At 72.0% G+C, this 12952-nt stretch carries 15 protein-coding genes, 3 tRNA genes and 2 pseudogenes; 16 read left to right on the forward strand and 4 right to left on the reverse strand.

Features of this window, described 5'->3' with window-relative positions; all coding sequences use genetic code 11:
- Positions 1 to 393 (reverse strand): AMP-binding protein (locus tag BN12_RS16885; RefSeq protein ID WP_048554304.1); only part of this gene is annotated, 393 nt, incomplete at its 3' end.
- Positions 394 to 615: 222 nt separating this feature from the next.
- Here BN12_RS16885 and BN12_RS16890 point away from each other — a divergent pair.
- The 7 genes from BN12_RS16890 (at position 616) to BN12_RS16920 (ending at position 3945) form a co-directional block, all read left to right on the forward strand.
- Positions 616 to 688: transfer RNA gene (locus BN12_RS16890), tRNA-Thr, on the forward strand.
- A gap of 45 nt (positions 689 to 733) precedes the next feature.
- Positions 734 to 807: transfer RNA gene (locus BN12_RS16895), tRNA-Met, on the forward strand.
- Between the two features lie 105 nt (positions 808 to 912).
- Positions 913 to 1083 carry a 50S ribosomal protein L33 gene (rpmG, locus tag BN12_RS16900; RefSeq protein WP_048550876.1) on the forward strand — a complete coding sequence of 57 codons (171 nt, stop codon included), beginning with the start codon at positions 913 to 915 and terminating at the stop codon, positions 1081 to 1083.
- 88 nt (positions 1084 to 1171) lie between these two features.
- Positions 1172 to 1618: an FAS1-like dehydratase domain-containing protein gene (locus tag BN12_RS16905; protein ID WP_048554305.1), complete on the forward strand. Its 447-nt coding sequence runs from the start codon at positions 1172 to 1174 to the stop codon at positions 1616 to 1618.
- 2 nt (positions 1619 to 1620) lie between these two features.
- Entirely contained in the window at positions 1621 to 2040 is a 420-nt protein-coding gene (locus tag BN12_RS16910) for a MaoC/PaaZ C-terminal domain-containing protein (RefSeq protein ID WP_048550873.1), read from the forward strand.
- A gap of 8 nt (positions 2041 to 2048) precedes the next feature.
- On the forward strand, positions 2049 to 3122 hold the full coding sequence (locus BN12_RS16915; protein ID WP_083454450.1) for a UDP-N-acetylmuramate dehydrogenase: 1074 nt from the start codon (positions 2049 to 2051) through the stop codon (positions 3120 to 3122).
- Positions 3123 to 3150: 28 nt separating this feature from the next.
- Entirely contained in the window at positions 3151 to 3945 is a 795-nt protein-coding gene (locus BN12_RS16920; protein ID WP_048550872.1) for a DUF4184 family protein, read from the forward strand.
- On the opposite strand, the pseudogene BN12_RS16925 reads toward BN12_RS16920, so the two are convergent.
- The 3 genes and pseudogenes from BN12_RS16925 to BN12_RS16935 all read right to left on the reverse strand — a co-directional run bounded on the left by BN12_RS16925 (position 3887) and on the right by BN12_RS16935 (position 6729).
- A pseudogene (locus BN12_RS16925) lies at positions 3887 to 4934 on the reverse strand (adenosine deaminase). The gene BN12_RS16920 and the pseudogene BN12_RS16925 sit on opposite strands and share 59 nt — an antisense overlap.
- Complete coding sequence (locus BN12_RS16930) at positions 4931 to 5395, reverse strand: DUF5709 domain-containing protein (RefSeq protein ID WP_048550867.1); 465 nt, start codon at positions 5393 to 5395, stop codon at positions 4931 to 4933. Before BN12_RS16930 ends, BN12_RS16925 begins: the two are co-directional and overlap by 4 nt.
- Positions 5392 to 6729, reverse strand: a complete 1338-nt coding sequence (locus BN12_RS16935) for an aminotransferase class I/II-fold pyridoxal phosphate-dependent enzyme (protein WP_235432443.1) — start codon at positions 6727 to 6729, stop codon at positions 5392 to 5394. Before BN12_RS16935 ends, BN12_RS16930 begins: the two co-directional genes overlap by 4 nt.
- A 95-nt stretch (positions 6730 to 6824) precedes the next feature.
- On the opposite strand from BN12_RS16935, the gene BN12_RS16940 reads away from it, so the two are divergent.
- From BN12_RS16940 to BN12_RS16980, 9 genes and pseudogenes are all read left to right on the forward strand, one after another.
- Positions 6825 to 7775, forward strand: coding sequence for an alpha/beta fold hydrolase (locus BN12_RS16940; RefSeq protein WP_048556524.1), 951 nt, complete (start codon positions 6825 to 6827; stop codon positions 7773 to 7775).
- Between the two features lie 128 nt (positions 7776 to 7903).
- Positions 7904 to 7976 (forward strand) — tRNA-Trp (locus tag BN12_RS16945).
- 73 nt (positions 7977 to 8049) lie between these two features.
- Positions 8050 to 8322 (forward strand): preprotein translocase subunit SecE, encoded by a 273-nt coding sequence (gene secE, locus BN12_RS16950; protein WP_048554308.1) that lies wholly within the window; start codon positions 8050 to 8052, stop codon positions 8320 to 8322.
- Between the two features lie 322 nt (positions 8323 to 8644).
- Complete coding sequence (gene nusG, locus BN12_RS16955; RefSeq protein WP_048556525.1) at positions 8645 to 9436, forward strand: transcription termination/antitermination protein NusG; 792 nt, start codon at positions 8645 to 8647, stop codon at positions 9434 to 9436.
- Positions 9437 to 9530: 94 nt separating this feature from the next.
- Entirely contained in the window at positions 9531 to 9962 is a 432-nt protein-coding gene (rplK, locus tag BN12_RS16960) for a 50S ribosomal protein L11 (RefSeq protein WP_048554310.1), read from the forward strand.
- A 100-nt stretch (positions 9963 to 10062) separates the two neighbouring features.
- Positions 10063 to 10779 carry a 50S ribosomal protein L1 gene (gene rplA, locus BN12_RS16965; RefSeq protein WP_048554312.1) on the forward strand — a complete coding sequence of 239 codons (717 nt, stop codon included), beginning with the start codon at positions 10063 to 10065 and terminating at the stop codon, positions 10777 to 10779.
- Positions 10780 to 11030: 251 nt separating this feature from the next.
- On the forward strand, positions 11031 to 11840 hold the full coding sequence (locus BN12_RS16970) for a hypothetical protein (RefSeq protein ID WP_048554314.1): 810 nt from the start codon (positions 11031 to 11033) through the stop codon (positions 11838 to 11840).
- Positions 11841 to 12109: 269 nt separating this feature from the next.
- Positions 12110 to 12736 carry a 50S ribosomal protein L10 gene (gene rplJ, locus BN12_RS16975; RefSeq protein WP_048554316.1) on the forward strand — a complete coding sequence of 209 codons (627 nt, stop codon included), beginning with the start codon at positions 12110 to 12112 and terminating at the stop codon, positions 12734 to 12736.
- Positions 12737 to 12815: 79 nt separating this feature from the next.
- Positions 12816 to 12952, forward strand: a pseudogene (locus tag BN12_RS16980) (50S ribosomal protein L7/L12); the annotation flags it as partial.

Here is a 12952-nt window from a genome sequence, read left to right on the forward strand (position 1 = left end):
GGCCGCCACCGGCACGAGGGCGTCCTCGACGACGAACGCCGCGGCGCCGCTGTGATCGAGGATGAAGGCGATCTCGGGCGCCGACAGCATGAAGTTGACGGGGACGAGGACGACGCCGATACGTGCCGCCGCGAACGACAGGGCCACGAACTCCCAGCAGTTGTGCGAGAGGAGGGCCAGCCGGTCGCCCTTGGCGAGCCCCGCGTCGGCGACACCCGCGTCGACGACCGCCGCGAGCTCGGCATACGTGAAGCGCCGGCCCCCTCCGACGAGGGCGAGCTTGTCCGGGACCCGGGAGGCGGTCCGGTGGGGGAGGTCGCCGAGCGCCTGCCGTCGGACGCGACGGACGAGGTCGGAGGACGGGGCGGAGGCGGGGCTGGAGGGCGCGGTCATGGCGTCACCCTGCCTCGGCCCGACCGCCGCGGACAAGGGCCTGTCTCCGCACTCCACCCGCGGGAATGACGACATCTTCTCGGCACGTGCGAGGGAGGTGGGGGTATGCCGGTGGGTGAGAGGCGGGAGGAGCGGGATGGTGCCGCGATTTCATCGCATCCGGCCCGACCGTGTAGTCTCTCGGAGCGGTCTGGGACCGGTGTGCGCACCGATCGGCCGCAGGCCCCAATAGCTCAGTCGGCAGAGCGTTTCCATGGTAAGGAAAAGGTCTAGGGTTCGATTCCCTATTGGGGCTCGCGGATCGGAGCCGGTGGATGCGACCACCCGGTGCCGAACCCCTGGCGGGGTAGCTCAGCTGGTCAGAGCGCACGACTCATAATCGTGAGGTCGCGGGATCGAGCCCCGCCCCCGCTACCGGACGTGATTTCGGGATCGCCCCCGAGGTCGCGTATCCTGTCCTGTCGAGATCCGTCCCGAGTTCCGTCGTTCCCGCATCACCCGAAAGCGCAGGTCTGCCCCGTGGCCACCAAGTCCCAGGACGTTCGCCCGAAGATCACTCTGGCCTGCACGGAGTGCAAGGAGCGCAACTACATCACGAAGAAGAACCGGCGCAACGACCCCGACCGGCTCGAGCTGAAGAAGTACTGCCCCCGCGACCGCCGGCACACCGTGCACCGCGAGACCCGCTGAGGCACCCCGAAGCATCCGCCGGAAGCCGCCCGCCACACGCCGTGGCCGGGCGGCTTCCGCCGTTCCGGCGCTGGCTAGAGTGGCCGCCATGACCGTCAACTCCGAGTTCGCCGGGCGCAGCTATGCGCCGAGCGGCCCGTATGCCGTCGACGCCGCGATGATCGCGGCGTTCGCCCGGGCCGTGGGCGCCACCGACCCCCTCCACACCGACGCGGACGCGGCCCGGGCCGCGGGGTACCGCGACGTCATCGCCCCGCCGACGATGGCCGTCCGGTTCGCCCAGCGCTGCTCCGCCGAGTACGTCCGCGACCCCGAGGCCGGCATCGACTACAGCCGGGTCGTCCACGGCGAGGAGGGCTTCGTCCACCACCGCCCCATCACGGCGGGTGACGAGCTGACGGGCACCCTGACGGTCGACGCCATCCGGCAGGCCGGAGGGCACTCGATGATCACGACGCGGTGCGAGCTCGTCGACGCCGAGGGCTCGCCCGTCTGCACCGAGACCTCGACGATCGTCGTCCGGGGAGGGGAGTGAGCGTGGCCAGAGCGTTCGACACGGTGACCGTCGGTGAGCAGCTGGGGCCGGTGACCCTGCCGGTCACCCGCACGACCCTCGTCGCGTATGCCGATGCCTCCCTCGACCAGAACCCCATCCACCAGGACGAGGAGTTCGCCACGAGCGTCGGACTGCCCGACGTCATCGCCCACGGGATGTGGACGATGGGGGCGACGGGCACCGTCGTCTCCGACTGGGCCGGCGACACCGGGCGGGTCGTCGCCTACTCGACCCGCTTCACCAAGCCCGTCGTCGTCCCCCGTGACGGTGCCGAGATCGTCGTCACCGGCGTCGTCACGTCGGTCGACGAGCAGGCACGGCGGGCGACGGTCGAGCTGACGACGACCGCGGCGGGGGAGAAGGTCCTCGGCCGCTGCGTCGCCGTCGTCCGGCTCGACTGACGCACCTCGTGGAGGAGACCGCCGGCGCGGCGCTCGCCGACCTCACGACGATGCACGTCGGCGGGCCGGCCGCGCGGCTCGTCACCGTCACGTCGACCGACGAGCTCGTCGACGCGGTCCGCGAGGTCGACGACGCCGACGAGCCGCTCCTGCTGCTCTCCGGAGGGTCGAACCTCGTCGTCGCCGACGCCGGCTTTCCCGGCACGGTCGTCCACGTCGCCACCCGGGGTGTCGCCGTCGAGTCACGCGACCGCTGCGGCGGCGCGTTCGTCCGGGTGGCGGCGGGCGAGGACTGGGACGCCCTCGTCGCCCGCTCGACGCAGGAGGGGTGGGCCGGCATCGAGGCGCTCTCCGGCATACCGGGCCGCACGGGGGCGACTCCGATCCAGAATGTCGGCGCCTACGGCCAGGAGGTCGCCCAGACCATCGCCTCGGTGCGCGTGTGGGACCGACGGGACCAGACGGTGCGGACCGTCGCCAACGCCGACTGCGCCTTCACCTACCGCCAGTCGAGGTTCAAGGGCACCGATCGCTACGTCGTCCTCGACGTCCTCTTCCAGCTCGAGGTCGCCGACCTGTCCCGCCCTGTCGCGTATGCCGCGCTGGCCGACCAGCTCGGCGTCGAGGCCGGCCGCCGGGTCCCGCTCGCCGACGCGCGGGAGGCCGTCCTGGCCCAGCGTCGCCGGCGCGGGATGGTCCTCGACGCCGAGGACCACGACACGTGGAGCTGCGGCTCGTTCTTCACGAACCCGATCCTGTCGGCCGCCGCGTACGCCGACCTCGTCGACCGGGCCCGCGCCCACCTCGGCCCGGCCGACCCCCGCGTCGCGTCGTGGCCGGAGGCGGGCGGCGGGACGAAGGTGAGCGCGGCGTGGCTCATCGAGCGGGCCGGGTTCACGCGGGGGTTCGGCCTCCCGGGGCCGGCCGCTCTCTCGACGAAGCACACCCTCGCGGTGACCAACCGGGGCGACGCGACGACGGCCGACGTCGCCGCCCTCGCCCGGCGGGTCCGCGACGGCGTCGAGGAGGTCTTCGGGGTCCGGCTCGTCGCCGAGCCCGTCCTCGTCGGCGTCGAGCTCTGAGGTCCCGCGGGACGGCACCTGGGCATCCGTGGCCTTCACTCCCGCACACACCCTCGCCGCGCTCCCGGTCGCGCGGAGCCTCGGCCGGGCGCGGCCCGTCGTCTTCGCCGCGCTCGTCATCGCGACGATGGCACCCGACGCGCCCTACTTCGTGCCCGTCCCCGTCTCCCGGGTGCTGACCCACTCCCTCCGCGGCGTCGTCGGCGTCGACGCCCTCATGAGCCTCGCCGCCCTCCTCGCCTGGCTCGTCGCCGTCGAGCGGCCGCTGCGCGACCTGTCACCGACCCGGGTCCGGGAGCGGCTGCGGCCGCTGGACCGACGGGTGCGGTGGAGCGATGTCCCGCTGGCCTACGTCGCCGCCGTCGTCGGGGGGCTGACCCACGTGGTGTGGGACGGGTTCACGCATCGGGAGGGCTACGTCGTCGAGCACTGGCCGGCGCTGCGGACCGTCCACGTCCAGTGGCCGCTCTACCAGTGGCTGCAGCTCGGCTCGAGCGTCGTCGGCTGCGTCCTCGTCGCCGGCTACGTCGTCCAGGCGCTCCGGTCCCGCCGCCCCGAGACCCCGCCCGACCGGGTCGTCGGCTGGCACCACGCCGCGTGGTCGCTCCTCCTCGCCGCCTTCGTCGCCGGCGTCGCGCTCGGGATCCGGGCGATGCCCCCGTCACCCGGGCGCGCGGCATACCTGAAGAACCTCGTCGTCCCGGGGCTCGCGCTGACCTGTGCCGCGGCGGCCCTCGTCGTCGTCGCCTGGTGGGCGGCGGCCCTCAGGGGGCGGCGCCGTCGGCGAGCCAGTCCTCGATCCTCCGGAGCACCTGGTCCCTGACCGGCGCCGGCGCCCGGCTCGCGCGGATCGAGGACCGGGCCAGCTCGGCGAGGCCGGCGTCGTCGAACGCGAGGTCGCGCCGGGCCATGGCGTACTGGTCCGTGAGCCGGCTCCCGAAGAGCATCGGGTCGTCGGCGCCGAGGGCGACGGGTATGCCGGCGGAGACGATCGTCCGGAGCGGGACGTCGCGGGCGTCGGGGTAGACGCCGAGGGCGACGTTGCTCGCCGGGCACACCTCGAGGGCGACCCCGGACTCGGCGACGAGCTCGAGGACCCGGGGATCCTCGACGCTGCGGACGCCGTGCCCGATGCGGTCGGGGCGGATCGACTCCAGCGTCGTCTCGACCGCCGTCGGCCCGAGGAGCTCCCCGGCGTGGGGGACGAGGGCCAGGCCGCCCCGGCGGGCGATGGCGAACGCGGCCGCGAACTCCTCGGTCACGCCGCGGCGCTCGTCGTTGGACAGTCCGAACCCGACGACCGACCCCGGGCCCTCGCCCGCGTGGCGGACCGCGAGCCGGGCGAGGGTCCGGGCGTCGAGGGGATGCCGGATCCGGGATGCGGCGACGACGACGGCCACCGGGGTCGGGCCGGCGGGCCTCGTCGAGGACGATCTCCAGCGTCGGGGTGATGCCTCCGAGGAACGGCGCGTACGACGTGGGGTCGACCTGGATCTCCAGCCAGGCCGAGCCCTCCGACGCGTCGTCCTCGGCGGCCTCGCGGACGATGCGCCGCATGTCGTCCTCGTCCCGGACGCAGGCCCGGGCGGCGTCGTAGAGCCGTTGGAACCGGAACCAGCCCCGCTCGTCCCGCGCGCTGAGGCGCGGTGGCCAGTCCGCGAGGAGCGCCGTGGGGAGCCGGATGCCGTGCCTGTCGGCGAGGTCGCGGATCGTCGCCACCCGCGTCGATCCGGTGAAGTGGAGGTGGAGGTGGGCCTTGGGCAGCCGCGTGAGATCGCGGGAGCGCTCGCCCGCGCCCGGTGTGAGGCTCAGCTGTCCTCGATGACGTGCATGGCCGACTCCTCGGCCGAACCGCCGTCGTCGTCGAAGCCGGCATCGCGACCCCAGGCCTGGGAGTCGGTGTCGGGCCGGTCGCCCTCGTCGTCGGAGACGACGCGGACCGGCGGCCCGTCGCCGACCTCGCCGTCGTCACCGAGCCAGTCGTCCTCCGCGTCGATGGCGTCGGGGTCGTCGCCGCCGACCGTCGCGTCGTCTGGCTCGGGGTCAGGCTCCTCCTGGGCGATCCGCTGCTCGATCGACTCGCCCTGCTCCTCCTCGGCCGGCGTCGTGCCCCACTCCGTGCCGCGCGGCATCATGTCCGGCGGCACGACCGGCTCGTCGTCCCCCTCCTCGGCGCTGATGCGCACGTCGTCGGGGCGCTCCGCACCGAGGGTCTCCAGTCCCTGCGGGTCGAGCGCGTCGTCGTCCAGGGGGTCGCTCGTCGGATCCGTCATGACTCCAGGCTCGCATCTTCGGGTGTGCTGCGCTCGGTCTGGTGTCGGGCTTGGAGGTGTTCGGCGGCGGCGAGGGCGATGCAGGTGGCGACGCCGGTCATGGCGGTCTGGACGTCGTCCAGGACGGGGAAGCTGGGCGCGAGGCGGATGTTGCGGTCGTGCGGGTCGTGCCCGTGGGGGAAGGCCGCCCCGGCGGGGGTCAGGACGATCCCGGCGGCCTTGGCGAGGGCGACGACCCGGGAGGCGGTGCCGTCCAGGACGTCGACGCTGACGAAGTAGCCGCCGGTGGGCTTGGTCCAGGTCGCGACGCCCAGCCCGTCCAGCTCGGCGCTCAGCGCGGCCTGGACGGCCGCGAACTTCGGGGCGAGGATGGCCCGGTGCCCGGCCATGTGCTCGCGCACCCCCTGGGCGGAGCCGAAGAACTCCGCGTGCCGCAGCTGGTTGACCTTGTCCGGCCCGATCGAGGCGAACTGCTGGTGGGAGAGGTACCAGGCGACGTTGTCGGCGGAGGCGGCCAGGAACGCCACCCCGGCCCCGGCATAGGTGATCTTGCTCGTCGAGGCGAACACCAGCGGCCGGTCCGGGTGCCCCGCGACCGCCGCGAGGGTGAGGATGTCGGCGCTCTTGGCCTCCTGCTCGGTCAGGTGATGGAAGGCGTAGGCGTTGTCCCAGAAGATCCGGAAGTCCGGCGCCGCCGCCGGCATCGAGGCCAACGCCGCCGCCACCTCCTGGGAACACACCGCCCCGACCGGGTTGGCATACGTCGGCACGATCCACATGCCCTTCACGCTCGGGTCGTCCCTGACCAGGGCCGCCACCACCCCCGCATCCGGCCCGTCCTCGCGCATCGGGACGGTCACCATCTCGATGCCGTGGTGGGCCAGCATCGCGAAATGCCGGTCATACCCCGGCACCGGGCACACGAACCGCACCCGCTCCTCCCGCACCCACGGCCGCGGCGACCCCGGAGCGCCGTGCAGCAGCAACTGCGTCAGACAGTCGTGCATCATCGTCAGGCTCGAGTTGCCCCCCGCGACCACCTGCTCCGGCGCCACCTGCAGCAGCTCACCGAAGATCTCCCGGATCTGCCGGATCCCCGCCAACCCCCCGTAGTTGCGCACGTCCACCCCGTCGGCGTCCGTCCGTGTCGTCGGCAGCGTGAGCAGCCGGTCGGCCAGGTCCAGCTGGGCCTCCGACGGCTTGCCCCGCGTCAGGTCCAACCGCAGTCCGCGGTCGAGCAGCGACTGGTATGCCGCCCGCTGGCGATCCAGGAACACCTCCAGCTCCGCAGGGGACAGGTCGGCCAGGGGAACACGCGTCGTCTGCTCGGTCACGCCAGCCATGGTCCCATCCGCGGCAGGTGGCGCATAACCCGCCGGCGGGGCCCCGAGGTGGCTCACAATGACGAGGAGGCCGACGGGAGGTGACCATGGCGCGAACGGAGCTCCACGAGGTGTCGTTCGTCGACATCCACGGGCACCGCCGGGCCTATGTCAAGGTCGGGTCCGGCCCGGCGATCCTCCTGCTCCACGGCCTGGGTTGCGACCACACGACGTGGAACCCCGTCATCGACCGGCTCGCGCAGACGCATACCGTCATCGCGCCGGACCTCCTCGGCCACGGGCGCTCGGCCAAGCCCCGCGCCGACTACAGCGTCGGCGGCTACGCGAACGGCATGCGCGACCTGCTGTCCGTCCTCGGGATCGAGAAGGTGACGGTCCTCGGGCACAGCCTCGGGGGCGGCGTCGCCATGCAGTTCGCCTACCAGTACCCCGAGCGGACCGAGCGGATCGTCCTCGTCGCCCCCGGCGGGCTCGGCCGCGAGGTCACGCCGCTCGTCCGGGTCGTCACGACGCCGGGCTTCAGTGCCGCCGTCGGCGTGCTGACGACGTGGCCGCTGCGTCGGCTCCTCACGACCGGTATGCGGGTCGCCGCGGCCGTCGGCCCGTCGCTCACGCACGACCTCGACGAGGTCGCCGAGATCCTCGACACCTTCGTCGACCCCAGGGCGCGCCGGGCGACGCGGCACGTCGTCTCGGCCGTCGTCGACTGGCGGGGCCAGATCATCACGATGACCGACCGCGCCTACCTCACCCGGCGTGTCCCGACGATGCTCGTCTGGGGCACCGCCGACCACGTCATCCCGGCCCACCATGCCGCCCGCGCCCAGGCGGTCGCCCCGACCATCCGCGTGGCCCTCGTCGAGGGAGCCGGCCACTTCCCCCACAAGGACGCGCCCGAGGAGTTCGTCGCCCTCGTCCGCGACTTCCTCGAGACGACCGCACCGGCCCGGCACAACCGCGGCGCCTTCCGCGCCATGCTCCGCGCCGGGGCCGCCGCGCCGGCCGGCGGGCTCGCCGTGGCCCCCTCCGCCGGCTGACCCTCTTCTCGTCGGTTCGCGTCGCGGCGCCGGCCTCCCGTATGCTTGCTCACCGGTGGTTTGCACCAATGCTTCGGCATGCCCGCAAGGCACCTCCCGGAACGCCTCGCCCCTTCGACGCGTTCCGTAGGGCAGTGGCTCAATTGGTAGAGCACCGGTCTCCAAAACCGGCGGTTGGGGGTTCGAGTCCCTCCTGCCCTGCGTGTCCAGGCCGACCGGCCTGGGGCGGTGTCCGAGCCGCTTTTGAGCACATCATCGACGAGAAGAGGCACACGTGACGGACGTGGGCTCCCAGACCCGGGGGTCGGGCCGCGCCGGTCGCACGAAGGGCGACCGGACGGGCAACCCGATCTCCCGGATGGTCCGGGCGCTCGGTCTGTTCATCAGCCAGATCCTCGACGAGCTGCGCAAGGTCGTCCGGCCGACACGATCCGAGCTGTGGAACTACACCGCGGTCGTCATCGTGTTCGTCGTCCTGATCATGGCCATCGTGTCCCTCCTGGACTACGGGTTCCAGCATCTCGTCGCCTGGGTCTTCAGCGGCTGAGGCCGCGCGTCGGGCCCGACCCGACGCCGCCGATACCGATGCGAGTACGAAGAAGGAAGTGGGTCAGCACGTGTCCGACCAGTGGACCAGCGCGGACGACGAGGTCGTCGTCGACGAGGTCATCGTCGAGGAAGGCGGCCGTGGCCCGGTCGTCGAAGGCGAGGTGACCCCGGCCGAGGAGCTGCAGGCACGCTCGGAGGCCGACGCCGCCGACGCGTTCGGTGGACCCGTCGACGACAGCGAGGACACGCCGGCGGGCGACGCGCCCCAGGTCGACGAGGTCCTCCTCGACACCGACGAGGGCACCGAGGCCGTCGAGGAGATCGTTCCCGCCGACGAGGCGGCCGTGAGCTCCGAGGTCGACGCCGCCGAGGCGTTCGGCGGCGACGTCGAGGCCGAATCGACGGACGCGGCCCAGCCGACGGACGCGACCGAACCGGCCGAGGCCGCCGAGCCGAGCGAGGCTGCGGACGAGGACGGCGACATCGTCCCCGACGCCGACCCGGTCCAGGCCTTCCGCGACGACCTCGCGAGCCGGTTCGGCGACTGGTACGTCGTCCACTCGTATGCCGGGTACGAGAACCGGGTCAAGGCCAACCTCGAGTCCCGCATCACGAGCCTCAACATGGAGGACTACATCTTCGAGGTGCAGGTCCCCATGGAGGAGGTCACCGAGATCAAGGGCGGCCAGAAGAAGCTCGTCCGGCGCGTCCGGATGCCCGGGTACGTCCTCGTCCGGATGGACCTGACGGACGAGTCGTGGGGTGCGGTCCGGCATACCCCCGGAGTCACCGGCTTCGTCGGCAACGCCCACCAGCCCGTGCCGCTGACGCTCGACGAGGTCTTCTCGATGCTCAAGCCGGCCGACCTCGAGGCGCCCGCCGCCGCGGCCGCGTCGAGCCGTGGCCAGGCCGCGCCCGGCACCGCGAAGGAGGCGACCCTCGTCGACTTCGAGGTCGGCGAGTCCGTCACCGTCATGGACGGTCCCTTCGAGACCCTCCCGGCGACGATCTCCGAGATCAACCCCGACACCCAGAAGCTCAAGGTGCTCGTGTCCATCTTCGGCCGGGAGACCCCGGTCGAGCTGTCGTTCAGCCAGGTCGCCAAGATCTGACCGGACGACGGCACTCTCCGCCGGCCCGCGAGGGACGGCTGCAACCGGGTCATCGCCCATGGCGTCGGCCCACGACAGGAAGAGAACAGCCAGCATGCCCCCCAAGAAGAAGGTCTCCGGCTTCATCAAGCTGCAGATCCAGGCCGGCGCCGCGACGCCGGCGCCCCCCGTCGGCCCGGCCCTCGGTCAGCACGGCGTCAACATCATGGAGTTCGTCAAGGCGTACAACGCGGCGACGGAGTCCCAGCGCGGCAACGTCATCCCCGTCGAGATCACCGTCTACGAGGACCGTTCGTTCACCTTCGTCACGAAGACCCCGCCGGCGGCGGAGCTCATCAAGAAGGCCGCGGGCGTCCCGAAGGGCTCCGGTGAGCCGCACCGGACCAAGGTCGCCACGCTGACCCGCGACCAGGTCCGCGAGATCGCCGAGCAGAAGATGCAGGACCTCAACGCCAACGACGTCGAGCAGGCGATGCGCATCATCGCGGGCACCGCCCGCTCCATGGGCGTCGTCACCGAGCTCTGACCGGCACGCACCGTCCGGAGCCCGCGATCGCGTGCTCCTGTGGGAGAGCCCGCTTCGGCTCGCACCACGACTCCACCGAAGGCACAGCAAGGAGATCACCATGAAGCGCAGCAAGACCTACCGCGCCGCGGCCGAGAAGGTCGACGCGAGCCGGCTCTACAGCCCGCTCGACGCCGTCCGGCTCGCGAAGTCGAACGCGACGCACAAGTACGACGAGACGGTCGAGGTGGCCATGCGCCTCGGCGTCGACCCGCGCAAGGCCGACCAGATGGTGCGGGGCACGGTCAACCTGCCCAACGGCACCGGCAAGACGGCCCGCGTCCTCGTCTTCGCGAACGGCGACAAGGCCGAGGCCGCGGTGGCGGCCGGCGCCGACTACGTCGGCTCCGACGACATGATCGAGAAGGTCTCCGGCGGATGGCTCGACTTCGACGCCGTCGTCGCGACGCCCGACATGATGGGCAAGGTCGGCCGGCTCGGCAAGATCCTCGGCCCCCGCGGCCTCATGCCGAACCCGAAGACGGGCACCGTCACGATGGACACCGCGAAGGCGGTCTCCGACATCAAGGGCGGCAAGATCGAGTTCCGGGTCGACAAGCACGCCAACCTCCACTTCATCATCGGCAAGGCGTCCTTCGGGGACACCGCCCTCGTGGAGAACTACGCGGCCGCGCTGGAGGAGATCCTCCGGCTCAAGCCGTCGGCGTCCAAGGGCCGCTACATCGCCAAGGGCACGATGTCGACGACGATGGGTCCCGGCATCCCCCTCGACGTCAACCGCACCCGCAACCTCCTCGAGGACGACGTGACGGCCTGACCGGCGCGGCGACAGACGACGACAGGCCGCGACAACCCCGCCCCCGCTTCAGCAGGTGCGGGGTTGTCGTGGTTTCCCGGCCGTTCCGACCACGGCAAGCCCGCACCTGCCGAGCTGGGCTCGGGCGCGTCGGACGGTCGTACCGGGGGCGCTGACGGCGACCGGCGGTTACGCTGGACGGTGAGGCGGGGGCCCGTACGGATCGCTCCCGTGACACCTCTCGTCGACCGGATCCTGGGGGACCCACCACCATGAAGCGCATTCTCGCCGCTGTCGTCGCAGTGTCGGCACTCACCCTCACCGCTGCCTGCGGATCCTCCGACGCCGGCTCGTCGGGCGGGGGCTCGACATCCTCGGCGACCGCGGCGGTCGCCGCGGTGAAGGTCGGTGACACCGTCGACCTGGCCTCGGTCATGGGCCGGAGCGCCGAGGCCGTCAAGGCCAAGAAGACGGGGCACATGGCCATGTCCCTCGGCAGCGAAGGGACGGCCGACGCCGACGTCGACTACAGCCGGCCCTCGACCGCCATGAGGATGAGCATGAAGGCGTCCGGCCAGACGATGGAGTTCATCGTCGTGGACAAGACGATCTACCTGGGTGGCGGCATGCTGTCGTCGATGTCGGACGGCAAGAAGTGGATCAAGATCGACCCCAACGGCACCGACGCCCTCAGCAAGCGGATGGCTCCGATGCTGAACCGGATGGACTCGCTGTCCAAGGACCCGGCCTCGCAGTTCGCGGGTCTCAAGGGCGTCAAGGCGACGGTGACCCAGGCCGACGGCTCGTCGACGACCTACCGCGTCACGCTGACCAAGGAGCAGCTGCAGGCGCAGAAGGACCGCGAGTTCCCGGGGCTCGGTGGCGCGAACGCGAACACCCTCCCGGACGGGGTCGAGTACACCATCACCCTCGACAAGGACGGGCTCCCGCGGACGATGGACACCACGGTGTCCGGACAGCACGTGACGGTCACCATGTCGAAGTGGGGCGAGCCGGTCGACATCTCCGCGCCGCCGGCCGGCGAGGTCGGGACCTTCTCGATGCCGAGCACCGGAGCCTGACCGAGACCCTCCCTCCGCACGGGCCGGATTTGGCGTGAGCCGAGGCCGGCCCGTACCCTTGGTGACGACCAGAGACCGCCGGTCGCCATCCCGCTCGCCGAGCGAGGTGGCCGAAGGTCCGCACCGGGTGCGGCGACCAGCGCAGGCCACGTAGCAGACGGCATACCGACGCGTATGCGATGCCCGCCCCGTGCGCTTGCGCCGGGGCCCTTCTCATGTGGGGACCTTCCCGGAGGCCGTCTGGCCCGGACTAGATGGAAGGAGGCCACATGGCACGATCCGACAAGGCTGCTGCCATCGCCGAGCTCGCGGACCGGTTCCGCGGGTCGAGCGCGGCCGTTCTCACGGAGTACCGCGGGCTCTCGGTGAAGCAGATCACCCAGCTGCGCGGCGCGCTCCGCGGAAACGCCACCTACGCCGTGGTCAAGAACACGCTGACCGACCTGGCGGCCAAGGAGGCCGGCGTCACGGCCTTCGAGGGCCAGCTCGTCGGCCCGTCGGCCATCGCCTTCGTCGAGGGAGACCCCGTCGAGGCCGCCAAGGGCCTGCGTGACTTCGCCAAGGCCAACCCGCACTTGATCATCAAGAGCGGCTACCTCGAGGGCAGGGCACTGTCCGCCGAGGAGATCACCAAGCTCGCCGACCTCGAGTCGCGCGATGTCCTGCTGGCCAAGCTCGCGGGGGCGATGAACGCCTCCCTCAGCCAGGCCGTCGCCCTCTTCGCCGCTCCGCTGTCCCAGGCCGCTCGCGCGGTCGAGGCGCTCCGGGCGAAGGTCGAGGAGCAGGGCCCCGCCGCGGACGCGCCGGCGCAGGCACCGTCCGAGGAGGCTGCCGAGGCCGCCGCGGACGGCGCAGACGTCGCCGCGGGTGGCGACGAGGACACCACGCAGGCCTGAGCCGACCGGCTCGGACCTGCACCAGCACGAACCCACGCCACTCACGGCATACGCGTACGTCAGAGAAAGGACGCCCATCATGGCGAAGCTCAGCACCGAGGAGCTCCTTGAGGCCTTCAAGGAGATGACGCTGATCGAGCTCTCCGAGTTCGTCAAGCAGTTCGAGGAGACCTTCAACGTCACCGCCGCCGCGCCCGTCGCGGTCGCCGCCGCCCC

Origin of the sequence: Nostocoides japonicum T1-X7, assembly GCF_001046855.1 — a bacterium.
Lineage (GTDB): Bacteria > Actinomycetota > Actinomycetes > Actinomycetales > Dermatophilaceae > Nostocoides > Nostocoides japonicum.